Source organism: Sphingomonas sp. (genome assembly GCF_965200105.1).
Classification (GTDB): Bacteria; Pseudomonadota; Alphaproteobacteria; order Sphingomonadales; family Sphingomonadaceae; genus Solisphingomonas.
In genome coordinates, this window is sequence record NZ_CBDATN010000002.1 from 988,938 (window position 1) to 1,013,487 (window position 24,550).

A 24,550-nucleotide genomic window follows, 5' to 3' on the forward strand; every position below is an offset into this window, starting at 1 on the left:
CCGGGGGGAAGAGCCATGCGAACGAACATCGTCCTGCTACTTGCCGGCATCGGATCTGCGCTGCAAGGACAGGATCCTACGCCCGTATCTCCACAGGTCGCGATTGCGCACGGCGGCATGAGCCACGACGACATGACGGCGCCTAAGACCCCGCAGATCATGGGGGGCTATGGTGATGGTGGCTTCCCGATCACGACGTCGGTGCCGCGCGCGCAGGCCTTCTTCGACAACGGCATGCAACTCGCCCACGCCTTCGCGCACAAGGCCGCGATCGCCGCAATGACGGAGGCGGTCAGGTCCGATCTGGCCTGCGCGATGTGCTTGTGGGGAAAGGCGTGGGCGTCGGGCCCGACGATCAACTTCGGCAAGTCGGAGGACGAGGTGAAGCCGCTTTCGGCGATGGCGGACAAGGCCGCCAAGCTCGCCGAGACGCGCGGCACCGAACGGGAACGCGCGCTGATCCATGCGCTACAGCTCCGCTACAAGGATGGCGGCGGCGGCAAGCCCGGCGATCTCGACTTCGCCAAGGCGATGACCGCGCTCGCCGCGCAGTACCCGGCCGACAACGAGATCGCGGTGATGGCGGCCGACGCCTGGCTGATGACCAAGGCGGACAACCACGAGCAATGGGCGCTCAACGCCGGCATGGCGATGCCGCTGCTTGAGGGTGTGCTGAAGCGCGACCCGAACTATACGCCCGCGATCCACTTCTACATCCACGCCACTGAGATCGCCGACGTTCCCGGCAAGGCCGAGCGTTATGCCGACCGGCTGGCCGGGCTGGCGCCGCGCGCCAGCCACCTCGTCCACATGCCGAGCCATACCTACTATCGGGTCGGCCGCTACCAGGATGCCGCCAACGCCAACATGCACGCGGTGGCTCTGGGCGTTGAGAACGCCAAGGCGCTCGGCCTACCGCCGCCTGACGGCGTGTGGGGACTGCCCTACCATGCGCACAACGTCATCTACGGCCTGGGCGGCGCGCTGGAGGCGGGTGATGCCAAGACGGCGCTGACGCTCGGGCGCCCGCTCGTCGAACGCTCGCAGAAGCGCGATGCCGCCGATCCGTTCAGCCAGCTCATCGCCGCCAACGGCTACTTCGCCATGGCGCGCTTCGCGGAGCCGGCGGAGGTGCTAGCGCTGCCGGCACCCAAGCTGCCGATCCTGACAGCGGCGTGGCACTACGCCCGCGGCGAGGCGCTGGCACGCAAGGGGGACGCCGCAGGCGCGCGCCGGGAAGCTTCGGCGATCGAGGGGATCAAGGACAAACTCTCGACCGACGACGGCTCCGCGCAGGCGCAGCAGCTCACCTTCATCGCGCGCGACGTGCTCGCCGGCCGCGCCGCAATGATGGAGAAGCAGCCGAGGGCTGCGGCCATCGCCTTCCGCCAGGCCGCCGAGATGGAGGAAGGCGATGACTTCTCTGCCGTCTCCGATCCACCGGCCTGGTACTATCCCGTTCGGCGCGATCTTGCCCAAGCGTTAGTCGCGGCGGGCGATCGTGCGGGCGCACGGCAGGAGGCCGAGGCCGCCCTGAAGTACCGCGCCAAAGACCCTGGCACGCTGGCGCTGCTCGTCACAATGCGCTGAACGCCGGTGTGATGGAAGTGACGATCTCCTGGCGTGGCCGTCACGAACTAAATGCCGACATTCACGCTGCCGGTTCCGCTTCTCGGAACTGGACACTCATTCAGGTGCGACCCCAGCCTCCCACCGTGTTCAGGCTGTCAGAGGTGGCTCGGTTTGTCTGCACAGGCTCGCGGCTCGGATAAGTGGACTGCCGCTGGTTGATCATGCCGCTGCGAGAAGCGGGTGGTTGAAGTATATCTGGTCGGGCGTTCTGCCGCCTAGCGCCGAGTGCGGTCGGACGGCATTGTAGAAGCCGAGGTAGCGGCCGATGCCGTCGCGAGCCTCGGGGACCGACGCGTAGGCGTGGAGATAGACCTCCTCGTATTTCACCGAGCGCCAGAGGCGCTCCACGAACACGTTGTCGCGCCAGCGACCCTTTCCGTCCATGCTGATGGCGACCTTCTCGCGGTGCAGGACGGCGGTGAACGCCGTGCTCGTGAACTGCGCGCCCTGGTCGCTGTTGAAGATCGCCGGCCTGCCGTGGCGGGCGATCGCCTCCTCCAGCGCCTCGATGCAGAACGCGATCTCGAGCGAGATCGACACCCGCCACGCCAGCACGCGCCGGGTGAACCAGTCGACGATGGCGACGAGGTAGACGAAGCCGCGAGCCATCGGGATGTAGGTAATGTCCGTTGCCCACACCTGGTTCGGCCGCGTCACCGCCAGCTTGCGCAGCAGGTATGGATAGATCTTGTGCCCCGGTGCCGGCTTCGACGTGTTCGGCCGCCGGTAGATCGCCTCCAACCCCATCCGCTTCATCAGCGTCGCGACATGCAGCCGACCAACGCTCACGCCCTCCTGCCGGAGCAGGTCGCGCAGCATCCGGCTGCCGGCGAACGGATAGAGCAGGTGCAGCTCGTCGATCCGCCGCATGATCGCCAGGTCAGTGCCCGGCACAGCGCGTGGCAGATAGTAGATGCTGCCGCGGCTGATCCCGAGCTGCCGCACCTGGGCAACCAGCGGCAGCGCATGACCACGGTCGATCATCGCTTTGCGCTCGGCAACAGACCGGCCTTGCCGAGCGCACCGGCCAAAAAATCATTCGCCAGCGTCAACTCGCCGATCTTCGCGTGCAGCACCGTCACATCGACGGTTGGCTCTGTCGCTGTGGGCTCCGACCCGAACACGTCCGCTGCCCCCTCAAGCAGCCGTGCCCGCCACTGGTTGATCAGGTTCGGATGCACGTCATACTGCTGCGCCAGCTCGGCCAGCGTTTTCTCGCCCTTCACGGCAGCCAGCGCCACCCTGGCCTTGAACGCCGGGCTGTGGTTCCGGCGCGGTCGCTTGCTCATCTTGCCTCCTGCTCGCGGCCAGCATGGCCGCTGTCAGATCGGCAATCCACTTATCCCCGCTGTGCAGATTCCCCGAGCCACCTCTGTCAGCTTTCAACTAGACAACTCGCGGTCAGGATTGAAAGCGTGATGGCCGAAACGTCGAAAGCATGGGATGGCGAACCCGTTTACAAATGGCTGCAAACCCGTTTCAAGGCTGCGAAGCTCGAGCAGGCGGCGGCGGACAAGCGAAGGCATGGAACGGGACGATTATGACAAAGCTGCCGGCGAAGAATGGGTTTGCCGATTCCTGAAGACCACCGGGCGCACCGATGATCAGGCGGCGTTCGCTGCGCAGCTCCTTGCGCAGGATGAGTATCGGGCCACGGGCATCTATGACGACCGGCGCTTTGATCGCTACGTCCGAGCCACCTTCGGAAGCTCGCCAAGATGACCAAAGCAAATGATGGGTTCGCAAACACGTTGCGCTATCAGGGCTGACGCACCGCTACGGGGCAGCGCACGAGGTCAGGAAGTCAGGTAAGGCATGGCCCGCAAACATTTGAAACACGATGCCTACGCAGACGCGCATTCCGAGGATGACCCTCCGGCAGCAGCGGTAGCCTGCTGGCTGTGTGGCAGGCCCACCGGCAAAACCATCGTCTGGCACCATCCCGTGCCCAAGAGCCGGGGCGGGCGCGATGTCGTGCCCATGCACCCCATCTGCCAGCAGACGCTGATGGCGAATTTCACCAACTCCGAACTGCAGCGCCACGGGACGGATGTGGAGGGCCTGCTGGCCAATCCCAACGTGCGCAAGTTCGTCGATTGGGTCGCCAAGAAAGACCCGGATTTCACCGCGACCACGGCTAAGAAGCAACGCTGATCAGGCTGCGCCTCGGATTTGACCCGTGTCCGGACATCGCGCCGCGCTCGCAGGTTCCTGGAAGGCCGACGCTCGTTCCTGCCTAGCCGGCCGGTTTTGCCCGGTGCTCCGCCAACAGCCTGTCGAGTTCTTCGATCCGCAGCCGTTCCGGCGTGCCCTTGGCGAGCCCCTTCAGGCGGCATTCGGCCCATAATCGTTTGCGCTCGGACGCGAGCGCGCGAAGGTGGAGCTCAGCCAATCGTCATTTCCTGTTGCCGGCTTTTCCGCGGCGGGAGCGGCGAACCGCCACGGCACCACTGTTTTCTGCATCTTCCTGGGCGAGCTTGCGCCACCGTCCGACGCGCGCGGGATCAAGATCACCTTTCGCCATCGCGACGTGGATAGCGCATCCGGGCTCGTCGGCGTGGGTGCAGTTCACGAACCGGCAGTCGAGCGTCACGGCCGTGACGTCGTCGAAGACCTCGGTCACGCCGGAGGCTACTTCGGACATCTGGAGCTCGCGCATGCCCGGCGTGTCCACCAGCCAGCCGCCGCCATCCGCGCCAGGGCCGTCCGCACCAGCGGCGAGGCGATGCATCTCGCGCACTGTCGTCGTGTGCCGGCCTTTGCCGTCGTCCTCGCGGACGGCCTGAGTGGCGATGCTCTCCGATCTCCTCAGCGTATTGACGAGGGTCGACTTCCCGACGCCGGACGATCCCACCAGCGCAACCGTCTCCCCGAGGCCGCAATAGCTGGCGAGTCGGCCGGCGCTCGTCGGATCGCGTCCGTCGACCAGTTCCACCCGCAACCCCGACTGGAGCGCGCGCGCTGCCTCTACCAAGCGGTCAGGCGCAGGCGACAGGTCGGCTTTCGTGAGGACCACGACAGGACGGACGCCGACCTCGCGCGCGAGCACAAGATAGCGCTCGATGCGAGCAACGTTGAAGTCCTGATCACAGGACGAGACGATGAACAGCGTGTCGACGTTCGCGGCGATGAGCTGGACCCGGCGGTCGGCGCCCGGCGCGGGCCTCTTGAACAGGCTCGTCCGATCGAGAATACGCACAATGCTTCGGCTGCTCCGGTCGATCAGCAGCCAGTCGCCGACGGTAGGTCGGTCCTCCGCTCCCCCCTGCACGGGTAAGTTGGACGAGATCGAATCCTTGATCCCTTCGCCCGAGACGGTCACCCTTCCGCGATGAACCGACATGACGCGGACAGGCTGGCAGTTCTGGCTCTGCTCGGCGGAGACCTGCTCGGCTAAGAAGGATCTCCAGCCGAGCTGCGCGAGAGTGGAACGGGACGACACGGTCGTCGCGTCCGCGAGCCTACGATCCGCCTGATTGCTCCGCATCCCGCGTGCCCTGTTCAGCCGACCGCTTATCTGCCTTGGCTTGCGCCTTCTTCGCGGACTCGGCCGCCTTGGTCCTCTCGCGCTCGCGACGCTCGAAGTCATAATTCGGTTTGCGTGGTATGTCGGTCGCTCCGGAACTCGGGCTTCCCGCTTGAGCGAAACGCTCAACCTAAGGACCCTTACTCCGGCTACACTGATCCGCCGTTCGCGACCAGTCTCGCAGCAAGGGGCCGCGAGAGTGCGGGCTCGGGCCAACCTTGTCCATCGACCGTAACCGGGGATGGATCTCGTCGCGTACGAGGCGACCCAGTTCCGGCCGTTCGCGGCTCGCTTCCGGCTTTCCAGCTTCGGCCACTCGTTCAGCTAGTGGACCCGACCAAGCTTTCTACCCATATCATCGCGAGGTAATTGCCGGAGAGGCTCAATGGCAGGCGGATGGACGCGCGACGGCGCGGTTCAGGATCAGATCGACGACACGGTGGCCGACGCGGTGCTTGCCGCCCGCGCCAGCATGCCGGCCGGCGAGAGCGAGCCGTTCTGCGCGGTCTGCGGTGACGACATACCTGAGGGCCGCCGCCGCGCGATCCCGGGCGTGCGCACCTGCGTGACCTGCCAGGGCGGGCGCGACAAGCCCTTCGCCACGGCATTCAACCGCCGCGGCAGCAAGGACAGTCAGCTCCGGTGAGCGTGCCGGCCACTGACGACCCCGCGCCCGACTTCGTCGTGATCGACGTCGAGACGGCGTGCTCGCGCGTCAGCAGCATCTGCCAGGTGGGCGTGGTCGGCTTTCGCGACGGGCGAGAGGCCTTCGCCTGGGAAACGCTGCTCGACCCGTGCGACGAGTTCCACGCGGGCAACGTCCAGGTTCACGGCATCACGGCTAACCACGTGGCGGGTCAGCCGACCTTCGCGCAAGTCCACGGCGTCATCGATCAGCACCTGACAGGACGCATCACCGTCGCTCATTCCCTCTTCGACAAGGGCGCGCTCGCGGCCGCCTGCCGCGTCCACTACCGGCCCCCGATCGAGACGCGCTGGCTCGACAGCGTGCGCGTCGCCCGGCGCGCCTGGCCCGACCTCGACAACCATCGTCTCGGCGGTCTCGCCCGTTTCCTGGGCGTGCCGCACCGGCACCACGACGCCCTGAGTGACGCTCGCGCAGCGGGCTGGGTGATCGTCCGCGCGATCGAGCATACCGGCCAGTCGCTCGCCGATTGGATGGCACCGCCGCGCCAGCCCGGCCCTGCGCCGAGACCAGCGCCAGACGGACGACTTCTGGGCGAGCGGCTCGCGATCCTCGGCGAGCCCAGAGACGGCACGTTGGCGCACGCGATCGCCGCGCAGGGCGGCACGATCCACTCATCGGTCGGGCTCACGACGACCATGCTGGTCGTTGCGGCACGTCAGCCTTTTGGACGCTCCGTGCTCGGGAGCACCGCCTACCGTCGTGCAGCCAGGGCGATAGCTGACGGTCGTGAACTGAAGATCGTGCCCGCGTCCGCGCTGGGGCTCGACTGTCTGCCAGCCCGACCGATGAACATTCCTCTAGACACCGTCGCCGATGCCGCGTGACGTCGCGTCCGACGACTACGCCCGAGGGCGACGCGACGGCCTGCGCCTGGCACTCGCCATCCTTGCCGCGGAGGAAGCCAAATGGGCCGCCCTCCTCGGCGAGAGCCCCTCGTGGCGGACCAACGCGACACGCCAGGTCCGGCACAAGACGCTGCAGGTGGCACAGGCACGTGTCCGGACCGCGCTGAACAGGCTTACGCCGCGCGGCGATGACGGAATCGACGCGGAACTCGCTGCCGCCATCGAGGCGGCAGGACTGTAACTGCCGGCTGCACTGCCAAAATCTCTCGCGCGCTACGGTTCGGAGCCGCCATTGTGCGGGCTCGCCTGAGAAAAGCGCTCGAGCTAGAAGACCCAGAAGCCGCCGTTCATGGCGCCTGAACCACTTCCCAACTACCGCCGCTCATTCAGCTTAACGAGCGACGCGGATCAGCTACCAATCTGGTCAAGCATCGTCAGCGCCTCATCCGGCAGTCGCAGCGATGCAGCCGCCAGGTTCTCGCGCAGGTGCTTGACCGACGAGGTACCCGGGATGAGCAGGATGTTGGGCGAACGCCGCAGCAGCCAAGCGAGTGCGACCTGCATCGACGTCGCGCCGAGCCCAGCGGCAACCTCGTCCAGCCGCGACGACTGGAGCGGGCTGAAACCGCCGAGCGGGAAGAACGGCACATAGGCGATGCCGTCCGCCGCCAGCGCGTCGATCAGGGTATCGTCTCCGCGATGCGCGAGATTATACTGGTTCTGCACGCAGACGACCGGTGCGATCCCCCTCACCTCCGCGACTTGAACGGCCGTCACGTTGCTAATACCGAGATGGCGGATAAGTCCTTCCTCACGCAACGCCGCCAGCGCCGCGAACGGCGTCGCGATCGAGCCTTGGGTGGGACCCTGGTTACCGCCGCCCAGCATGGCACGGAAGTTGACCACCTCAAGCGTGTCGAGCCCCAGGTTGCGCAGGTTGTCCTCGACCGCCCGACGCAGGTCGTCGGCGGACGCCGCGAGGTTCCAGGACGCATCCTCCCCACGCACCGCGCCGACTTTGGTGACGAGGACGAGGTCGGTCGGGTACGGGGCGAGCGCCTCGCGGATCAGCGCGTTGACGACGTGCGGGCCGTAGAAGTCGCTCGTGTCGATGTGGGTGACGCCCGTGGCCACCGCCTCGCGCAGCACGGCAAGCGCGGCGTCGCGGTCCTTCGGCGGCCCGAACACATGCGGTCCGGCGAGCTGCATGGCGCCATAGCCCATCCGGGTCACTGCGCGGTCGCCAAGGGTGAAGCTGCCTGCCTGATCGATGATGTCCATGTTCGTCTCCTTCCCACCTCAACTAGGACATGGCGGCCGCAGCGATAATCCGACATAATCCGCACGGGCTGTGCGGAAAGACGAACGATGAACCCCGACCTGGCTGACCTGAACGCCCTCCTGGCCGTAGCTCGCGCCCGCGGCTTCCGCGAGGCGTCGCGCACGGCGGGCACCGGCGCCTCCACGCTCAGTGAGGCTGTGCGCCGCCTGGAGGCGTCGCTTGGCGTCCGCCTGCTCCACCGCACCACCCGCAGCGTGACACCGACCGAGGCGGGCGCCCGTCTGATCGAGCGGCTCGCGCCGGCGCTGGAGGAGGTAGCGGCGGCGCTGGGTGCGGTCGACGACCTGCGCGAGGGAGTGACCGGCACGCTTAGGCTGAACGTACCCGTCAGCGCCGCGCGGCTGGTGCTACCCACGATCCTGCCCGGCTTTCTCGCCGCGCATCCCGGCATCACGGTGGAGATCGTCGCCGAAGATGGCTTCGTCGACGTGCTGGCCTCTGGCTGCGACGCCGGCATCCGCTACGACGAGCGGCTGGAGCAGGATATGATCGCGCTGCCGATCGGGCCGCGCGAGCAGCGTTTCGCGACCGCCGCTTCGTCGGCGCACCTCGATCGGCACGGTCGCCCCACGCACCCGCGTGACCTGCTGCGCCAGCCTTGCATCCTCGGCCGCTTCGCCAGTGGCCGGCTGACCTCCCCTTGGGAGTTCGAGCGCGACGGCGACGTGATCCGCATCGAGCCGCAGGCCCGGCTCACCGTCGGCATCGGTGGTGCCACCGACCTGGCCGTGGAAGCGGCGATCGCCGGGGTCGGTGTGATCCACCTGTTCGAGGGCTGGCTTCAGCCGTACCTGACAAGCGGCGCGCTACAGCCGGTACTTGAGGATTGGTGGCAGTCTTTCTCGGGCCCCTTTCTCTATCATTCCAGCCGCCGGCTCGTACCGCCTCCGCTCAAGGCGTTCATCGATTACGTACGTCGCACAGCTTGAAGACCCACAAGTCGTCGTTTAAAGCGGCGCTGGCGTTCTCCAACTTCTGCTGTTCGTTCAAGTGAGGTAAGTAGGCGTGGCGAGCACGACCCGCCTGTCCGTCATAGATGTATATCAGCGGCATGGGGAACGCCTGGGCAGGGCTGCGAGCCGCGGAGCTGGTCGAGGCGTCCTTGCTCACCGTCCGGGAGCTTCAACGGCGAGGCACGTATTGAGCCTGTACCTAGCGGTGCCGACGCCACTTACGGGCACTCTCCCACCGGCGCGGCGTTTTGCGCATCGCGCGGCGGACGAGCCGCCGAGGTTTATCGGAGAACGGCCATCGCTACATTCATGTTCGCCACTGGCGTGGAAAACAGCGTGCCTACCATCGATGGCGGGCGCACTCGCGTCGATGAGATGGCAAGCTGCGGCCACTATGATCGGTGGCGCGAGGATTTCGCGCTCGTGCAGGATATGGGCATAGGCTATCTGCGCTACGGCCCGCCGATCCACACGACCTGGCTAGGCGCGGGCAAGTACGACTGGAGCTTCGCAGACCAGACCTTCGCCGAGATCAAGCGGCGAAACATCGTGCCGATCGTCGATCTCTGTCACTTCGGGGTACCAGACTGGATCGGCAACTTCCAGAACCCGGACTTCGCTGACCAGTTCGCCATCTACGTTCGCGCCTTCGCCGAACGCTTCCCCTGGGTTCAACTGTATACACCCGTGAACGAGATGTACATCTGCGCCACCTTCTCGGCGCGGTACGGCTGGTGGAACGAGCAGCTGAGCAGCGATCAGGCGTTCGTCACGGCGCTCAAGCACATCGTCAAGGCGAACGTGCTCGCGATGCGAACGATCCTGGAGGTGCGGCCGGATGCGATCTTCATCCAAAGCGAGTCTTCCGAGTATTTTCACGCCGAGTCCCCCGCCGCGATCCGACCCGCCGAGCTGATGAACGCGCAGCGCTTCCTGACGCTCGACCTCAACTACGGGCGACGGCTCGACTCCGAGATGTACGAGTACCTGCTCGACAACGGCATGACGAGGGACGAGTATCACTTCTTTTTGGACAACCGCCTGAAGCAGCACTGCATCATGGGCAACGACTACTACGTCACCAACGAGCATCGCGTCGCAGCTAATGGAGGAACCCGGCCATCGGGAGAGATCTTCGGCTATTCCGAGATCACGCGGCAGTATCACGACCGTTACAGGCTGCCGGTGATGCACACCGAGACGAACCTAGTGCAGGGCCCGCTCGGCACGGAGGCGGTGGACTGGCTGTGGAAGGAGTGGGCCAACGTGCTGCGCGTCCGCAACGACGGCGTGCCGGTGGTCGGCTTCACCTGGTACTCACTGACCGACCAGATGGACTGGGACAGCGCGCTTCGTGAACGGCGCGGCAACGTGAACCCGCTCGGGCTCTTCGATCTCGACCGCAAGATCCGCCCGGTTGGCGAAGCCTATAAGCAGATGATCGCGGAGTGGCGCGATGTGCTGCCGACGCAAAGCCTATGCCTGACCGTGCCGGTGGTGCTGCCGGATGAAGCCGATGGCGACCACGCCGCCCGGCAGCTGGCACGCGCCAGAACGATGATCAAGCCGCAGGCCTCGGGGCCTGCCGTTCAGGACGGTTGACGCCTCAGAAGCTGAACGGCTCTACCGGCGTCCGCCCGGCGACCAGGAATGCGTCGGCGACCAGCCGCAACGGTCGGGCATCGACATCGGACTTCCCGGCGCCGATCAGCTCGGCGAAATGGGCATAGAGCGAGGGGTACTCGCGCGGCGCGCTCCTTTCAGGCGCAGCGCCGGGGCGCTCGATGACCGCTCCACCTTCTCGCAGCGCGAGGGTGCCGGCGTCAGTGTCGACCTCGATGTCCCAGGTCTGGGGTCCGGTCTGGCGGATGTCGAACTCGATCCGTCCGGCGGCACTGCCGGTCCGCGCGGTCAGCGAAGCCGCGATCGGCTGGTCTCGTCCCTGGGGCACGAACAGCGTCGCCGCTTCCACGAACAAGGGCGCGGGCAGGATTCGCGTCGCGATCGAGAGCGCGTTGATGCCGGGATCGAAGCAGCCGAAGCCGCCGGGGCCGAACAACCACTCCTGGCCGGGATGCCAGTGCCGCACGTCCTCCTTCCACGTGATCCGCAGGTCTTTCAACGTACGGCTAGCCAGCCAATCCCGAGCGGCGTCGACGAAAGGCGCCCCGCGCGAGTGCCAGCTGGTGAACAAAACCCGTTTCGCCTGATCCGCCAATGCCGCCATGTCATCGACCTCCGACAGCGTTGCGGCAGGCGGCTTCTCGATCATGACGTGGAGACCGGCGGCCAGGGCCTTGGCGACGAGGTCGCGCCGTCCGGCCGCCGGCGTCGCGAGCGAGACCGCATCGACCCGGTCGCCGCTCGCCAACAGGACATCGAGGCTGGTGTAGCTGGGGACATCGGGGAGGCCGCCCTTTGGATCCACCGTGGCGGCGAGCGTGAAGCGCCCCTCGCCCCGGATCGCCGGAACATGCTGATCGCGCGCGATCTTACCCACGCCCACCAGGGCCAGCTTGATCGGTTCGGCCATCGCGATCACCTTGTTCTGCCTGGACATGCGATCGGCGATCGGGCCAACCGGTAGTCGGGATACCTTCTAGGACTCGGGGTAGATATGGCCAGCACATACTCGCAATGGTGAAATCGGCAGGACGTCCGACGCCTACGGCGACGCTGGCGACCTTTGGGCGACTGCCGGACGGGCGCGAGGTGCCCGCGATCCTGCTCACCAACACGCATGGCCTGTCGGTGCGCCTGATCGCCTATGGCGCCGCAGTACAATCCGTGATGCTGCCAGATCGCGCGGGAACGATGGCCGACGTCGTGCTCGGCTACGCTACGATCGAGGAGTATCTGGCCAAGCCGCAATATCTTGGCGCCACCGTGGGCCGCTTCGCCAACCGCATCGCGCGCAGCCGCTTCACGATCGATGGCCAGGTCTATAGTACGCCCGCCAACGACGGCGTAAACGCACTTCACGGCGGCACCGTCGGGTTCGACAAGGTGCTATGGGCGGTCACCGAAGTCCGGTCGGAGCCGGCCGCATCCGTCACGATGCGCCACGTCAGCCGCGATGGGGATCAGGGCTATCCAGGAACGATGACGGTAGATGCCCTCTACCGGCTAGACGACGACGATCGGCTAAGCATCGAGTATCGTGCGTCGACCGACAAGGCGACGATCGTCAACATCACCAATCACACCTACTGGAACCTGACGGGTGAAGGTTCGCCTGCTGGAGCGATGGGGCATGTGGTCACCATCCCGGCCGAAAGCTTCCTGCCGACCGATGCCGGCGCGATCCCGACAGGGGAGTTCAGGTCGGTACGGGACACGCCGTTCGATTTCCGTACGCCGCGCGTGGTCGGCGAGCAGGTGCGTGACGCAGGCGATCAGCAGATCGTGTTCGGCCGCGGCTACGACCATAACTGGGTTGTCGGGCGGGAGGTCACGCCGGACCTGCACCTGATGGCACGGGTACGCGACCCCGTGTCGGGCCGCGGCTTCGAGCTGATGTCGAACCAGCCTGGCCTGCAATTCTATTCTGGCAACTTCCTTGACGGTACCAGCCACGGCAAGGCGAACCGGACCTATCGCGGGGGCGACGCTATTGTCCTGGAGCCGCAAATATTTCCTAACACGCCGAACCAGGCCACATTTGGCTCGGCTCTGTTGCTTCCCGATCAAATCTACCGGAACATGATGGTCTACAGCTTCACGAACATTTGACATCCTCTGACACGGAAGCTCGCCGTTTGAGTTGCAAACGAGTTCTTTTGCGGGCTCGCCTCGCGCGGCGATGACCCAGTTCCGGCCGCCCGAGGATACCAAGCCGCAACCCAACTCCGGACGTTGGTTCAGCGTTCTGTTTCCGCTTCAAGCCACGCGGTTAGTGACATTTTCTGAAAGTGCGCGGCTCGCCATGCGCTGAGCAACGATGCCCGGTCGGCCAACTGCAACACTGGACAGGTTGAGGGCTCGCCCCGGCGACTGCCGGCGCGAGCTGTTGCTTAGATCTTGATGCCGGCGCGGACGTAGAAAAATTGGCCGGGAAGATCGTACGTCGTGGGATCATAGTTGTTGAGCAGGCAGACGTAGCAGGCGGGCGGCGCAGTACCGGCGAGATTGTTGACGCCTACGGCCAGGCTGAAATCGCGGTGCGCGAGCTTGGTGTCCCAAAGGAGCTGGAGGTCGCCATACAGCCGTCGGCCGAGTGTGTGCCCCGGCATATCGCCGCCCGCTTCCTTCACGCCGCTGATATAGCGGCCGGTCAGCGAGAAGGTGAAGTTCTCGAGCGACCAGCTCCCGATCGCCACCGACTTGTAGCGCGGATAGGCTTGGCTGCCGGACTCAGTGCCAACACGCTTGACCTTCTGCGTGCCGCTGTCGGTAGGAACCGTCTGGTCGTAAGAAAAAGTCATCGTGTTCGCCCAGTTCAGTCCGAACGTGCCGGCTCCTGTATCGGCTGAGCGGAAGTTGAAGTTGAGGTCGATGCCCTTGGTCCTGAGGCTCGACAGGTTGAGCAGCGTGCCGTCGATGCGGGTGATCTGACCGGTGGCGGACCGCGTGACGGCGGCGCAGGCGGAGGGATCGCCGTCGACGTAGCAGGAATTCAGCCGCGTCGTCGTGTCGATCGCGCCGATCGCGCTCTTCACCTTGATGTTGAAGTAGCTCGCCTCAAGCGTCAGCACCTGCGCGAAGCTGCGCGCCCATGTCGCCGAGTAGACGCCGCCGCCTACCCAGCTTCGCGATGTCTCGGGCTTCAGGTTGCGATTGCCCGACGTGAAGACGGGAAGTTGGTTGTTGTTCTGCTCGTAACCACCCGTCAACGGCACGCCCGCCGCCGCGCAATCGCGCGCCAGTGTGCTGCCATCATTGGTGATGTCGTTGCACGGATCGTTGGCGGGATCGTCGAAGCGGCTCGGCGAACCGAACAGTTCGGCGATGGCCGGCGCCCGGAAGCCCTGCGCGTAGGTGCCGCGCAGCACCAGGTCCCGCGTCGGCTTCCAGTCGCCGCCGGCCTTGAACGTCGTCTTGGAGCCGGTGGCCGAATAGTCGGAGTAGCGCATCGCGAACGACACGTTGAGGAGCTCGAAGAAGGGCTTGTCCTTCAGGACCGGCACCGAGAGCTCGCCATAAGCTTCGTCGGAGTGATAGTGGCCACGCGAAGCCGCCGCCGGGATGTCCGCGCCGAGCCCGGCCTGGATCAGCGGATCGGGGGTGAAGGAACCACGGATCGCCCGATGCTCGTAGCCCAAAGCCACGCCGAGCGGTCCGGCGGGCAGATCGAGAAGCTGGCCGGTCAGGTTAGCGGTGCCGTCGGCGAGTTGCTGCGACGAACGATCATGCTGCGTGAACGCGATATAGTTGTACATCTCGGGCGTGAGCGCGCCCTGCCCTCCGAAAATGTTGAGCGGCACGCACGGCGCGGTGCAATCCGCCAGCGGCCCCAGCGCGCGCTGCACGTTGGCGGCGTTGACGTTGCCGGTAACGGACTGGCTGGCGTTCGTCTTGCCAAAGACGCCGTTCACATCCCAGTACCAGTTGTGCTGGAACAGCCGGAACTGGCCAGACAGGGTGGCGGTGCCGTAATAGGTGTTCACGCGCTGCGAGTAGTGGCGCGGCCCGCCTTCGGTGAGGCGACGCGCCACGAAGCTGTAATTGCCCTGGCTGACGGTGCCGTCCGGCTGGCGCACGCCGCCTGCGATCAGATCGCCGAACGGATTGTACGGGTTGCTCGCCGAGATGTTGATGGTGTCGAGCAGGTTCGAGTTGCCGCTGTCCGGCCCGATGAAGAGCGGCAACGGTGCCGCTTGGTTCTCGGACTCGCGACGATTGTAGAAAAACTTGCCTGAAAATTTGACGTCTCCGCCCAGCGGCTGCTCCAGGTTCAGGAAACCGCCATATCGCTTGTAGGGCGTCAGCAGGTAGTTGGTCGGTTGGAAGTTGTAGCGGTCCGGCGTCGTGAACGCACGATAGTCCGTCAGTGTGGGTGCGCGTCCGACCACGGGCGCGATCAGCGTCTGGCTGCCGAATGGTGTGATGAACCGGCCGTTGGGCGTCGCCGAGCTGCACGAGCTCGTGCAGGCGTTGGTGAAGGGGGCCGGAAAGGCAGCGAACGCGCGATCGCCGGCGAAAACCGGATCCTGCTGCACATAATCGCCGCCGAACACGATCTGCGTACCGATCGACGGGATCGCGAAGCCGTAGGACACATCGTAGTTCTGGGTGAAGCCGTCGCCTTCCTTGAACAGGCCGTGCTGCGCGGACGCGACGAGCCCATCCTGCTTCGTCTTGGTGATGATGTTGACGACGCCAGCGATCGCGTCCGATCCGTAGATCGCGGAGGCGCCATCCTGCAGCACCTCAACGCGCTCGATAGCCGACTGTGGGATGGCGTTCAGGTCCACCGCCGCCGGGATGCCGGAGGCGGCCGAGCCGTTGATGAAGCGCATGGAGTCGACCAGCACCAGCGTCCGCTTGGAGCCTAGCGTCCGCAGGTTGATCTCGGAAGACCCGGCGCCGACGCCACCGCCGTCCGGCGGATTGCCAAGATTGCCGGACGAGTTGTTGCGGGTGTTGAGGCCGCCGCCGGTGGTCGGCAGCCGCTGCAGCACATCGGCGATCGAGGAGAGGCCGGTGCGTGCGATATCGGCCTGATCGACAAAGGTGACAGGCTGCGGCTGCTCGATCGGACTGTGGCGAATGCGCGATCCGGTGACGATGATATCGCCGCCGACGCCCTCGGACGACTGCTGGATCGGAGACGGCGCATCCGACGTAGTGCCGGCAGGCGCTTGTCCCTGCGCCTCATGGGCCGGATCGCCTACCGCTGGTGAACCCGTCTGGGCGAGCGATGCAGATGCGGCGAGGAACGTCGCAAGTGCCGTAGTGGCTGCTTGTCCAAGAAGGCGTCCGTTGATCAAAGCGCAACCCCCATGTCACGGGGGAGGCGCTCTGCACCCCTGCTTGCCGCTCCCCCAAGTAAGGTTGACTGATCCATATCGCCTTAGCAACGCGCCTTGCACGACAATCACGCAACTGTGGCGCAATCGCTACAGCTAGCCCTGCTTGCAACAGGCCTTATCGGAGCGGCAGCTTGCTGGGGCTTTCAGCCTTCGCGTGCCGCTTCCTACCTCAGAGCCGCAAGAGCCTGATAACGGTCATCCAGCAGCGCCCGTGGGCCTTTCAAAATCCTATATCGGTTCAGCTACGTTCCGATCGCGGGCCGTGACTGCGATGAGAGGCCTCGTTGACGGGCCTAGCCGTTCCTCTAGCTACGAGGCATTGGGGGCTGCCAGGACGACGGGATGATGCGACTGATCGGCTTCTTTGCGATGCTGATCGCAGCCGCCGGGCCGGCGGGCGCCGCGTCATCGCCCACACCGCTGGTCGCGCTCTATACCGTCTGGCGCGTATTCGCCCGTCCGGCCGCGACGGACGGCGTGGTCGACTACCCGGTCATTCAGCTAACGCGTCAAGTTACTCAACTTCGGACGTCCGTTCATGACCTGAAGACCCCCCCTTCCACGCCTATCAGGCTGCTCACGCCGGGACACGGCTGTCTCAAATAGCGAGCGAGCCTCACAGCCCAGCCGCGTTGATTTGCTCACACGTTTGCCGGTCCATGGTCGAGCTATGGCGCTAGGTGTTTCATTCGAGCATGCGCGCCATCTCCGCCCGTTCTCGGTTCCATCGCGCAAGCGCTGTGGCGTCGGTCTCGATGAGGTCAATTTCGACATAATCTTCGCGAATAATCTGGAGCAATTCGCCAAAATCTCGCGCCATCTCCAAGCGCGCTACCTCAATTGCGTTCCAACTAATGTCCCGGTCGGCGTTAAGCGGAGCGTCATCTGGATTTGAAAAGATCAGGCGTTCACCCGCGTCACGATGGCGTTCGGGGTACGGCAGAGCTTGATCCCAAGCCGCAAAAAGACTTCTGAACGCAGCGTTCAGGGCGGGATCATTGCTATGAAAATGCACGCTGGTCACCACGGCGGCGAAGTGGTGAATAGGATACAGGTTCGGACGCTCAGGCCCTCCTTGTGGCTTCCACACTCCGGCCGCCCGTTCATGTCGTCGATCGCCGGTCAGGGCTCCGCCGTCGGGCGCTAAGGATCAGCGCAAGACAACAGTTTGATTGCTCCTACCCGGAGATCTACGCGATCCGCAGCACGTGCACATCGTCGGAACACCAGCCTGGAGTCGTAGCTCTGGCCTTTACCCTATGGCGAGCAGGGTTCAGGACTCGTGACCCGAGATCGCAGTGTGAACGGCGGCGGCGCGCGTAATTTGAGAACGGAAGGAGGCCTTTCCTGTCGCTGCAATAGTTGTGGAGCGATCTACTCCTAAATGCATTTAGCCGATATGCATGACGAGCGGAACAGGCGCCCCGGCCGCCCGCGCGGGTTCCACGAGGATCGGGTGCTGGACGCGGCGATCGCCACCTTTGCAAGCAGGGGCTTCACGGCGGCGTCGTTGAGCGAGCTTACCGTCGCGACCGGCCTGTCGGCGGGGAGCCTCTACAAGGCGTTCGGCGACAAGGACGGCGTGTTCGAGCGCGCGCTCGGGCGCTACCTGGCGCTGCACGGGGAAGAGATCGCCGACGCGCTGGCGCGGGAGAGCGACGGGCGCGGCAGGATCGCCGCGGTCCTGCGGCTCTACGCATCGTGGAGCCAGGACGCCGCCGGGCGCACGGGTTGCCTCGTCGTCGCCGCCGTGGCGGAGCTCGACCTGCTCGCCGCCCCCACCGCCGCGGCGCTCAAGGATGTGCTCGGACAGCGCCGCTCGCTGCTTGCGGCGCTGGTGCAGGAGGGTCGGGCCGACTGCTCGATCACGACGAGCGCTCCCGCAGACACGGTCGCCGATCTGCTCCTCAGCCTCGTGCAGGGCATGCGCGTGGTGGCCAAAGGCGGTCTGTTTCCCGATCGGGCGGAGCCGCTGGTCGCGCTCGCCCTGCGCATTCTGGACTGACACGAGGAGATTGGACGTGAGAACCGCGATCGCCATCATGCTCGCCGCCGCAACGCTGGCGCTCGCGCCGGCGGCGCTGGCGTCACCCGCCCAGGCGGGCTTGCAGCAGCACAGCCTGCGCGTCGGCGGGGTCCGGCTCCACTATGCTGAGATGGGAAGCGGCAACCCCGTGCTGCTGCTCCCCGGCTGGCCGGAGGACGGCCATGCCTGGCGCAAGGTCGCGCCGCTGCTCGCCGCGCGCGGGCGGCGCGTCGTGATCCTCGACCCGCGTGGGTTCGGCGACAGCGACAAGCCAGCGAGCGGCTACGACCTCGACACCGTCGCCGCCGAGGTCCACGCCTTCATCGGCGCGGCGGGGCTGGGTCGGCCCGGCGGGATCGATGTCGTTACCCACGACCTCGGCGGGTGGATCGGCTACGCGCTCGCCTCGGCTCATCCGGCGGACGTACGCCGCCTCGTCCTCAGCGAGGTGACGATCCCCAGCCCGACCCGGCAGCAGCCGATCCCCGACGACGCCGCCAACATCAAGACCTGGCACTTCGCGTTCAACCGACTGCCGGGCCTGCCGGAGATGCTGACGACCGGGCATGAGCGCGCGTATCTGGACTGGCTGTTCGACAATAAAGCAACGCACCCTGACGCCATCGATCCGCCGGCCCGTTCGGAATATGTCCGCGTCTTTACGGCCGGCGGTGGCCATGCGGGCTTCAACTATTATCGTGCGCTGTTCTCGCCCGCCGGGCTGAAGCGCATGGGAGAGCGGACCGCCTCGCCGTTACCCATGCCGGTGTTGGCGATCGGCGCGAGTGGCGGGGTCGGCACGCTGCTGATCCAGAGCATGAAGGGCGCCGCCATCCACCTCGACGGGACGGTGCTCCAGGGGTGCGGGCACTATCTGCCCGAGGAATGCCCGACCGCGTTCGCCGACGCGGTGACCGGCTTCTGGGCCGGTTCCCCGGCCAGCCGTCCCTGAGATGCCCGTCTTAGTCCTGCTCACCCTGCTGGCCGGCACGATGCTGCCGGTGCAGGCGGCAATCAACGCACGGCTCGGCCAGACGGTGGGGGGCACGATCTGGGCAGCGACGATCTCGGGCGCGGTGCTGACCGCCGCTCTGGCGGCCGCCGGCGCGGTCGCAGCGGGAGGCGCGCCCAAGCTGGGCAGCGTGGGATCGGCGCCCTGGTGGGCGTGGACCGGCGGCCTATGCGGTGCGCTGGTGCTCGCGGCCACGGCCGCCGCCGCACCGCGTCTCGGCGCCGCGACCACCATCGCCATGGTGGTCGCCGGACAGGTGCTCTGCGCGTTCGCGCTGGATCATTTCGGCCTGCTCGGTCTCGCCGTTCACCCCCTGACGCTCCGTCGGATGGCCGCCGCCGGCCTGATCGTTGGCGGCGCGCTGCTCATCAAGTAGGAAGGTTGCCATGATGAACCGACGTGGTGCGCTTGCCCTCGGGATCGGCACGGTCGCGACCGCCTTCGCCGCCGGCCCGGCGCTTGCCGACGGTCCGCCGTCCGCCGCTCCGTTCGCGATGAATCTGTACCTGTGGACGCAGACGGTCACGCCCGCGCTCTTCCCGTTGCTCGGCCGGCTGCGGGCGATCGGCTACCGCGCGGTCGAGGTGCCGATCGTCCGCGGCACGCAGCAACATCTGCCCGCCCTACGCCAGGCGCTGGCCGACCAGGACCTCGCATGCACGACGCTGAGCGCCGTCTCGCAGCAAGCGGATCCGTCCTCGTCCGACCCGGGCGTGCGGCGGACAGCGCTGGACACGCTCAAATGGGCGATCGACACCAGCCACGCGCTCGGCAGCACGACGCTGAGCGGGCCGCTCTATGGCACCGCCGAGCCGCCGCCCGGCGTACCCGGCCCAACACCCGACGCGCGGGCGCGCGCCGCCGAGACGCTCGCGCTGGCCTGCGCCCATGCCCAGCCAGGCGGGATCCGGCTCTGCCTGGAGTTCCTAAACCGGTTCGAGGGCTACCTGCTCAACACCGCCGAGGACACGCTGGCGCTTATCCGAACGGTTGGTGCGCCCAACCTCGGCATCGCCTTCGACACGCATCACGCCCAGATCGAAGAAGGCGGCCTGGCTGGGGCGATCACCGCGTGCGGCGACCGCCTGTTCCACACCCATATCAGTGAGAGCCACCGCGGCACGCTGGGATCGGGCACGGTAGACTGGGTCGCGGTGTTCGGCGCGCTCAAGGCGATCGGCTACAAGGGTCGGCTGTCGGTCGAGGCGTTCGCCACGGATGTTCAGCCGCTCGCCACGTCGGCGCATGTCTGGCGCGACACCTTCGGGTCCAAGGACCAGCTCGCTACCGACGCGTTCGCGTTCCTGCGCCAGCATTGGGGGTAATCCTTGCCGCGGGGGTCTGACCCATAACCAGACGCTTAACGCTATCTACCAGCGTCCGACTAGCGGACGCCCGTTCAGCTTGCGGCCTTGAAGCCGAACGAGCATCGTGGTGTCGTGAAATTGGGCGTTCCCATCCGGCAGCCGGGCCAATTACGTACTTGGTTGACCGAGCCGGCCATGGCGGCTGATCGCGTATGACGGCGGGGGCCTTCCGCGTCCGATCGTTGGAGGGCGGTGCCATCACCGCCGTGGAGGCCTGCTCGGACCAGTCGTTCGTCCGCCACGCACACGAAGAGTTCGGCGTCGGTCTGGTGACGGCCGGTGCACAACGGTCGTGGAGCGGCCGCGGCCATGTCGAGGCGGTCGCCGGTGATCTGATCACCGTCAACCCGGCGGAGGTCCACGACGGTGCTGCCGTGGGCGCCTCGCGTTCCTGGTCCATGCTTTACTTCTCGGAAGAGATAGTAGGCGCCGTGGTCGCGGACATGAAGGAGGGACGCCGCCAGGTACGTGAGCTGCACGCGCCGGTAGTCACGGACGCTCGCCTTGCACGGCTGTTCGTCTCCACGCGCACGGCCGCGCTCCAATCGGACGACGCAGCAGCGTTCGATGAGTGGCTGGTGCTGCTCCTGGCTGGCCTGCTCGGCACCGCTCACCAGATTGGGAGCAGCCCGCCCGGCGGGCTAACACAGGTCCGCACCAGTATCGACGATGATCCGGCGGGACCGCACGCCCTGAGCGACCTCGCGGCCATAGCGGGTCTAAGCCGATACCAGACAGCGCGCGCCTTCGCGCGCCTGACCGGGCTGACGCCTCACGCCTATGTCGTGCAGCGCCGCCTCGCCGTCGCTCGCCGGCTCATCCGGCAGGGTGTCACCCTGGCCGGGGCCGCGGCTGATGCGGGCTTCAACGACCAGAGTCACATGCACCGCGTCTTCACCGCTCGCCACGGCTATACGCCCGGCGCCTACGCCGTCGCGCACGCGTTGGCTGCAATTTCGTCCAAGAGCGCCATGACGAGGCGGCGCTAACTTCCCGCTACCGCGCATGCAGGAGGGTGGCTCAGTTGGACCAAATAGGAACAGAAGCGGGGAACGTAAGATCATGCGATCAATCCGACGTCGAGGACGTGTTGGCGATCATCAACGCGGCGGCGGAAGCCTACCGCGGCGTGATCCCGGCCGACCGCTGGCACGAACCATACATGAGCGCGACTGAACTGGCCTCGGAGCTGGGCGACGGTGTCGCGTTCAGCGGTTATGCCATAATGGGCAGGCTAGTCGGCGTTATGGGTGCGCAGGCTCGGTACAACGTGGACCTGATCCGCCACGCCTACGTGCTTCCTGACCGGCAAGGCCGCGGCGTCGGGTCGCACCTCTTTCGGCATCTCCGCCGCGGGACGAACCGTCCAATCCTTGTCGGAACATGGGCTGCTGCGACCTGGGCTACCCGCTTTTACCAGCGGCACGGCTTTGCGCTCGTGGCCGAGAGCGACGTCGCCCCCCTGCTTCGCACGTACTGGAAGGTGCCCGACCGGCAGGTCGCCACGTCGGTGGTGCTGTCCTCGCCGCCACTCGCCGGCGACGCGGCGCGACAGCTGATCGCCGCAGCGAGTTAGGCCCGGAGGTGGGTCACTCGTCACTAGACCCTGCCTTTCGCGAGCAGCGACCCTGGAACGAGGGTCGCGTGCTCGGTGCCAAGCGGGCGCTCAAGCCGCAGCAGGTCTGGGCCATACGCTTTTGGCTCGACCAGCACCGCCGCCTGCGCGACCGTGCGCTGTTCGACCTCGCCATCGACAGCAAGCTGCGCGGCTGCGACGTGGTCAGGGTGCGCATCGGCGACGTGGTTGCAGGCGGCCGCGTCCGGGACCGGGCGGTTGTCGTGCAGCAGAAGACCAAGCGACCCGTGCAGTTCGAGCTGGTCGAGCCCGCAAGGAAGACGCTGCTAGCGTGGCTGGAACGGCGGGGCGGCACCATCAACGACTACGTGTTCCCGAGCCGGAACGACTACATGGCTCACATGAGCACGAGCCAGTGTGCGCGGCTCATGCGCGAGTGGGTGACGGGCATCGGCTTGCAGGCGGAGGAATACGGCACGCACTCGCTCCGACGGACCAAGGCGTCGATCATCTACAAGGCCACCGGCAACCTGCGTGCCGTTCAGATCCTGCTCGGGCATGCTAAGATCGAGAGCACGGTGCGCTACCTAGGCGTCGACGTGGAAGATGCCCTCGAACTGTCGGAGCGCACCGAGATTTGAAGTCGGGCAAGCTGACCCACATCCGGCCACTCACGGCACATCGACCGATCCCCGAGAGTAGGCACTTGTTCAGGTTGCTTGAAAGCTGGTCCGGCACTGATGTGAGGCCGTCTGAATAGCGCCAAGGCGAAGCTTCTGCTTCAGACGAAGCCGGGGCGGTTTGGCGCAAAAGGTCGGCAGCTCCACCTTTCAGCTCGGTCAGTGACAGCAGCAGCGATTTCGAGGGGCGGCACGGGTCTGTGACGCTTCCGCCGCCACCGCGATCCTCTCAGCCCATTCGAGCATGTCCTCACGGCGGGCGATGAGATCTTGCCGCACCTCGAGCTCCACGTATGGAACGCTTGCTAAAAAGGCGTGGGTCGGGACAGTGTAGTCCGTCGCGTCCATGCGGTAAGGCTCGTTATCGCCCACCACGATGCGGTCATCCTGCGACAAAGAGGCGAGCAGGGCGAGCGCGAACCCGTCCGCGCGGCCGTCGTGCAGCAAGCCGAGATGCCAAGGCCGCTCCGCACCGCCGGCCAGTCGCGGCGTGAAGCTGTGCAGCGAGACGAGGATCGTCGCCCGGCCAACGGCCCGGCGCCGCTCGAGCTCAGCGGCGATGGCGGCATGGTAGGGGGCGTGGATCTCGCGCGTGCGTACCGCGCGCTCGGCAGCACCGATCGCGGCGTTGCCGGGAACCGGCGTGCCGTCGCTAGTCTCCGGGATCGCATCCGCGCGCGCCGGATCGCGGTTGCAGTCTATCACCAAGCGAGAGAAGCGCTGGTGGATGAACGTCGCGTCGAGCCTGTGCGCCAGCGCCTCGCCGAGAGCGCGCGTGCCGATGTCGACCGCGATGTGCCGGGCTAAATCCGCGGCCCTCAGGCCAAGCATGCCGAGAGCTTGCGGGATCGCGTCACCGGCATGATCGCCGACCAACAGGAAGCGTGATCGACCCGAGAGGTTGACATTCCCGACGGGCTGCGGATCGTCGCAACTGAGCAGTCGCAGCATTTCTCGCGGGAAATCGTCGCCCACCAATGCCCTTCCTCACCATCTCTCACGCGACCGCCTACCGCTATCGACAGCCGGTGTCGCTCGGCGAGCACCGGATCATGGTGCGGCCGCGCGAGAGCTACGACCAGCGGCTGATCGAAGCCAGCCTCCGTATTGATCCCGAGCCCGCCGACCTGCGCTGGCTGCACGATGTCTTCGGCAACTCGGTCGCGGTGGCGCGCTTCGCCGGGCGCACGCGGCGGCTCGAGGTCACGAGCCGGGTGAGGCTGGAGCATGTTCCCCTCGCCCGTGACGCGATCGAGGTGGAGGATTACGCGCGCCGCTTCCCGTTCACCTACTCATCCGAGGACATGCCGGACCTGCTCCGCTCGATCGAGCGGCAGCACCACGATCCATATCGCCGGGTCGACGCGTGGGCGCGGCTTTTCCTGGACGACGGCGGCGGCGCCGACACGCTCTCCATGCTAATCGCGATGACGAACGCGATCCGACGCGACTTTACCTATGTCCCCCGCCACGAGCACGGCACGCAGATGCCTACCGAGACGCTTGAGCGGCGGCAGGGCACGTGCCGGGACTATGCCGTGCTCATGATCGAAGCGGCGCGCGCGCTGGGCCTCGCGGCGCGCTTCGTCTCAGGCTACGTTTATTCGCCGTCGCGTGGAGAGGGGCGTGTCGGTGGCGGTTCCACCCACGCCTGGGCGCGCGTGTTCCTGCCCGGCTCGGGCTGGACCGAGTTCGATCCCACCAACGGCATCGTCGGCAACCGCGGACTCATCCGCGTCGCGGTGGCGCGCGATCCTTACCAAGTAGTGCCGTTGTCGGGCACCTGGTTCGGCCATCCGGGCTCAGACGACGGTATGTCGGTCGCGGTCGAAGTCACGATGGACGCCGCCGAGCCCGCGGAGACGCCGCGCGCCGCCGCCACCTCCTCCTCCTGAGCACCGAAAGGACGCC

26 protein-coding genes are annotated in these 24,550 nt (G+C 66.3%); 18 read left to right on the forward strand and 8 right to left on the reverse strand.

The annotated features are described in order from the left end of the window. Positions 1-15 precede the first annotated feature (15 nt). The gene (locus ACOFKX_RS06120; protein WP_419826166.1) at positions 16-1,590 is read left to right on the forward strand and encodes a hypothetical protein; all 1,575 of its coding nucleotides are present in this window, start codon (positions 16-18) and stop codon (positions 1,588-1,590) included. A gap of 201 nt (positions 1,591-1,791) precedes the next feature. Here ACOFKX_RS06120 and ACOFKX_RS06125 read toward each other — a convergent pair. Next, positions 1,792-2,921 (reverse strand): IS3 family transposase gene (locus ACOFKX_RS06125; RefSeq protein ID WP_419826167.1). Its coding sequence is split into 2 segments (ribosomal slippage): positions 1,792-2,660 and positions 2,660-2,921, totalling 1,131 coding nucleotides; the frame shifts between segments, so codons are not numbered across the junction. A gap of 235 nt (positions 2,922-3,156) precedes the next feature. Between ACOFKX_RS06125 and ACOFKX_RS06130 the strand changes: the two genes are divergently transcribed. Then, positions 3,157-3,354, forward strand: a complete 198-nt coding sequence (locus ACOFKX_RS06130) for a hypothetical protein (RefSeq protein ID WP_419826168.1) — start codon at positions 3,157-3,159, stop codon at positions 3,352-3,354. 93 nt (positions 3,355-3,447) lie between these two features. Continuing rightward, complete coding sequence (locus ACOFKX_RS06135) at positions 3,448-3,786, forward strand: hypothetical protein (RefSeq protein ID WP_419826169.1); 339 nt, start codon at positions 3,448-3,450, stop codon at positions 3,784-3,786. Positions 3,787-3,868: 82 nt separating this feature from the next. Here the strand turns inward: ACOFKX_RS06135 and ACOFKX_RS06140 are convergent, their stop codons facing one another. Beyond that, the gene (locus tag ACOFKX_RS06140; protein WP_419826170.1) at positions 3,869-4,024 is read right to left on the reverse strand and encodes a hypothetical protein; all 156 of its coding nucleotides are present in this window, start codon (positions 4,022-4,024) and stop codon (positions 3,869-3,871) included. A gap of 3 nt (positions 4,025-4,027) precedes the next feature. Then, on the reverse strand, positions 4,028-4,954 hold the full coding sequence (gene rsgA, locus ACOFKX_RS06145) for a ribosome small subunit-dependent GTPase A (RefSeq protein WP_419826171.1): 927 nt from the start codon (positions 4,952-4,954) through the stop codon (positions 4,028-4,030). Positions 4,955-5,543: 589 nt separating this feature from the next. Here rsgA and ACOFKX_RS06150 point away from each other — a divergent pair. From ACOFKX_RS06150 to ACOFKX_RS06160, 3 genes are read left to right on the forward strand one after another with little or no spacing between them, the layout of a single operon-like run. After that, positions 5,544-5,804 carry a DksA/TraR family C4-type zinc finger protein gene (locus tag ACOFKX_RS06150; protein ID WP_419826172.1) on the forward strand — a complete coding sequence of 87 codons (261 nt, stop codon included), beginning with the start codon at positions 5,544-5,546 and terminating at the stop codon, positions 5,802-5,804. Beyond that, positions 5,801-6,691, forward strand: coding sequence for an exonuclease domain-containing protein (locus ACOFKX_RS06155; RefSeq protein WP_419826173.1), 891 nt, complete (start codon positions 5,801-5,803; stop codon positions 6,689-6,691). Before ACOFKX_RS06150 ends, ACOFKX_RS06155 begins: the two co-directional genes overlap by 4 nt. Then, positions 6,681-6,953, forward strand: a complete 273-nt coding sequence (locus tag ACOFKX_RS06160) for a hypothetical protein (protein WP_419826174.1) — start codon at positions 6,681-6,683, stop codon at positions 6,951-6,953. Before ACOFKX_RS06155 ends, ACOFKX_RS06160 begins: the two co-directional genes overlap by 11 nt. Positions 6,954-7,120: 167 nt before the next feature. Here ACOFKX_RS06160 and ACOFKX_RS06165 read toward each other — a convergent pair whose 3' ends face one another. After that, positions 7,121-7,993, reverse strand: coding sequence for an aldo/keto reductase family oxidoreductase (locus tag ACOFKX_RS06165; RefSeq protein ID WP_419826175.1), 873 nt, complete (start codon positions 7,991-7,993; stop codon positions 7,121-7,123). Between the two features lie 87 nt (positions 7,994-8,080). Here ACOFKX_RS06165 and ACOFKX_RS06170 point away from each other — a divergent pair, with 87 nt between their 5' ends. Both ACOFKX_RS06170 and ACOFKX_RS06175 read left to right on the forward strand, forming a co-directional pair. Further along, positions 8,081-8,983: a LysR family transcriptional regulator gene (locus ACOFKX_RS06170; protein WP_419826176.1), complete on the forward strand. Its 903-nt coding sequence runs from the start codon at positions 8,081-8,083 to the stop codon at positions 8,981-8,983. A gap of 399 nt (positions 8,984-9,382) precedes the next feature. Beyond that, entirely contained in the window at positions 9,383-10,609 is a 1,227-nt protein-coding gene (locus tag ACOFKX_RS06175) for a family 1 glycosylhydrolase (protein WP_419827362.1), read from the forward strand. A 4-nt stretch (positions 10,610-10,613) separates the two neighbouring features. On the opposite strand, the gene ACOFKX_RS06180 is transcribed toward ACOFKX_RS06175, so the two are convergent. Beyond that, on the reverse strand, positions 10,614-11,540 hold the full coding sequence (locus ACOFKX_RS06180; protein WP_419827363.1) for a Gfo/Idh/MocA family protein: 927 nt from the start codon (positions 11,538-11,540) through the stop codon (positions 10,614-10,616). A 104-nt stretch (positions 11,541-11,644) separates the two neighbouring features. Here ACOFKX_RS06180 and ACOFKX_RS06185 point away from each other — a divergent pair, with 104 nt between their 5' ends. Continuing rightward, a complete protein-coding gene (locus ACOFKX_RS06185; protein ID WP_419826177.1) occupies positions 11,645-12,739 on the forward strand; it encodes an aldose epimerase family protein in 1,095 nt (364 codons plus the stop codon). Between the two features lie 281 nt (positions 12,740-13,020). Here the strand turns inward: ACOFKX_RS06185 and ACOFKX_RS06190 are convergent, their stop codons facing one another. Beyond that, positions 13,021-15,936 carry a TonB-dependent receptor plug domain-containing protein gene (locus ACOFKX_RS06190; RefSeq protein WP_419826178.1) on the reverse strand — a complete coding sequence of 972 codons (2,916 nt, stop codon included), beginning with the start codon at positions 15,934-15,936 and terminating at the stop codon, positions 13,021-13,023. A gap of 384 nt (positions 15,937-16,320) precedes the next feature. Between ACOFKX_RS06190 and ACOFKX_RS06195 the strand changes: the two genes are divergently transcribed. Next, a complete protein-coding gene (locus ACOFKX_RS06195; RefSeq protein ID WP_419826179.1) occupies positions 16,321-16,584 on the forward strand; it encodes a hypothetical protein in 264 nt (87 codons plus the stop codon). A 79-nt stretch (positions 16,585-16,663) separates the two neighbouring features. On the opposite strand, the gene ACOFKX_RS06200 is transcribed toward ACOFKX_RS06195, so the two are convergent. Then, complete coding sequence (locus ACOFKX_RS06200; protein WP_419826180.1) at positions 16,664-17,002, reverse strand: hypothetical protein; 339 nt, start codon at positions 17,000-17,002, stop codon at positions 16,664-16,666. Positions 17,003-17,434: 432 nt separating this feature from the next. Here ACOFKX_RS06200 and ACOFKX_RS06205 point away from each other — a divergent pair, with 432 nt between their 5' ends. From ACOFKX_RS06205 to ACOFKX_RS06235, 7 genes are all read left to right on the forward strand, one after another. Next, a complete protein-coding gene (locus ACOFKX_RS06205) occupies positions 17,435-17,983 on the forward strand; it encodes a TetR/AcrR family transcriptional regulator (protein ID WP_419826181.1) in 549 nt (182 codons plus the stop codon). A gap of 16 nt (positions 17,984-17,999) precedes the next feature. Then, positions 18,000-18,956, forward strand: a complete 957-nt coding sequence (locus ACOFKX_RS06210) for an alpha/beta fold hydrolase (RefSeq protein ID WP_419826182.1) — start codon at positions 18,000-18,002, stop codon at positions 18,954-18,956. A 1-nt stretch (position 18,957) separates the two neighbouring features. After that, positions 18,958-19,392, forward strand: coding sequence for a DMT family transporter (locus ACOFKX_RS06215; protein ID WP_419826183.1), 435 nt, complete (start codon positions 18,958-18,960; stop codon positions 19,390-19,392). Positions 19,393-19,405: 13 nt separating this feature from the next. Then, positions 19,406-20,341, forward strand: coding sequence for a sugar phosphate isomerase/epimerase family protein (locus ACOFKX_RS06220; protein WP_419826184.1), 936 nt, complete (start codon positions 19,406-19,408; stop codon positions 20,339-20,341). A gap of 194 nt (positions 20,342-20,535) precedes the next feature. After that, on the forward strand, positions 20,536-21,372 hold the full coding sequence (locus ACOFKX_RS06225; protein ID WP_419826185.1) for an AraC family transcriptional regulator: 837 nt from the start codon (positions 20,536-20,538) through the stop codon (positions 21,370-21,372). A 98-nt stretch (positions 21,373-21,470) separates the two neighbouring features. After that, a complete protein-coding gene (locus ACOFKX_RS06230) occupies positions 21,471-21,959 on the forward strand; it encodes a GNAT family N-acetyltransferase (protein ID WP_419826186.1) in 489 nt (162 codons plus the stop codon). Between the two features lie 8 nt (positions 21,960-21,967). Beyond that, the gene (locus ACOFKX_RS06235; RefSeq protein ID WP_419826187.1) at positions 21,968-22,600 is read left to right on the forward strand and encodes a tyrosine-type recombinase/integrase; all 633 of its coding nucleotides are present in this window, start codon (positions 21,968-21,970) and stop codon (positions 22,598-22,600) included. A 198-nt stretch (positions 22,601-22,798) separates the two neighbouring features. On the opposite strand, the gene ACOFKX_RS06240 is transcribed toward ACOFKX_RS06235, so the two are convergent. Beyond that, positions 22,799-23,614 carry an N-formylglutamate amidohydrolase gene (locus tag ACOFKX_RS06240; RefSeq protein ID WP_419826188.1) on the reverse strand — a complete coding sequence of 272 codons (816 nt, stop codon included), beginning with the start codon at positions 23,612-23,614 and terminating at the stop codon, positions 22,799-22,801. Positions 23,615-23,616: 2 nt separating this feature from the next. On the opposite strand from ACOFKX_RS06240, the gene ACOFKX_RS06245 reads away from it, so the two are divergent. Next, on the forward strand, positions 23,617-24,534 hold the full coding sequence (locus ACOFKX_RS06245; RefSeq protein WP_419826189.1) for a transglutaminase family protein: 918 nt from the start codon (positions 23,617-23,619) through the stop codon (positions 24,532-24,534). Positions 24,535-24,550 lie beyond the last annotated feature (16 nt).

Excerpts from the sequence above, each read along its gene's own strand:
- ACOFKX_RS06120 (WP_419826166.1), top strand. The coding sequence starts at position 16 with ATGCGAACGAACATCGTCCTGCTACTTGCCGGCATCGGATCTGCGCTG.
- ACOFKX_RS06130 (WP_419826168.1), top strand. The coding sequence starts at position 3,157 with ATGGAACGGGACGATTATGACAAAGCTGCCGGCGAAGAATGGGTTTGC.
- ACOFKX_RS06135 (WP_419826169.1), top strand. The coding sequence starts at position 3,448 with ATGGCCCGCAAACATTTGAAACACGATGCCTACGCAGACGCGCATTCC.
- ACOFKX_RS06150 (WP_419826172.1), top strand. The coding sequence starts at position 5,544 with ATGGCAGGCGGATGGACGCGCGACGGCGCGGTTCAGGATCAGATCGAC.
- ACOFKX_RS06160 (WP_419826174.1), top strand. The coding sequence starts at position 6,681 with ATGCCGCGTGACGTCGCGTCCGACGACTACGCCCGAGGGCGACGCGAC.
- ACOFKX_RS06165 (WP_419826175.1), bottom strand. The coding sequence starts at position 7,993 with ATGGACATCATCGATCAGGCAGGCAGCTTCACCCTTGGCGACCGCGCA.
- ACOFKX_RS06170 (WP_419826176.1), top strand. The coding sequence starts at position 8,081 with ATGAACCCCGACCTGGCTGACCTGAACGCCCTCCTGGCCGTAGCTCGC.
- ACOFKX_RS06175 (WP_419827362.1), top strand. The coding sequence starts at position 9,383 with ATGGCAAGCTGCGGCCACTATGATCGGTGGCGCGAGGATTTCGCGCTC.
- ACOFKX_RS06180 (WP_419827363.1), bottom strand. The coding sequence starts at position 11,540 with ATGGCCGAACCGATCAAGCTGGCCCTGGTGGGCGTGGGTAAGATCGCG.
- ACOFKX_RS06185 (WP_419826177.1), top strand. The coding sequence starts at position 11,645 with ATGGTGAAATCGGCAGGACGTCCGACGCCTACGGCGACGCTGGCGACC.
- ACOFKX_RS06195 (WP_419826179.1), top strand. The coding sequence starts at position 16,321 with ATGATGCGACTGATCGGCTTCTTTGCGATGCTGATCGCAGCCGCCGGG.
- ACOFKX_RS06215 (WP_419826183.1), top strand. The coding sequence starts at position 18,958 with ATGCCCGTCTTAGTCCTGCTCACCCTGCTGGCCGGCACGATGCTGCCG.
- ACOFKX_RS06220 (WP_419826184.1), top strand. The coding sequence starts at position 19,406 with ATGAACCGACGTGGTGCGCTTGCCCTCGGGATCGGCACGGTCGCGACC.
- ACOFKX_RS06225 (WP_419826185.1), top strand. The coding sequence starts at position 20,536 with ATGACGGCGGGGGCCTTCCGCGTCCGATCGTTGGAGGGCGGTGCCATC.
- ACOFKX_RS06245 (WP_419826189.1), top strand. The coding sequence starts at position 23,617 with ATGCCCTTCCTCACCATCTCTCACGCGACCGCCTACCGCTATCGACAG.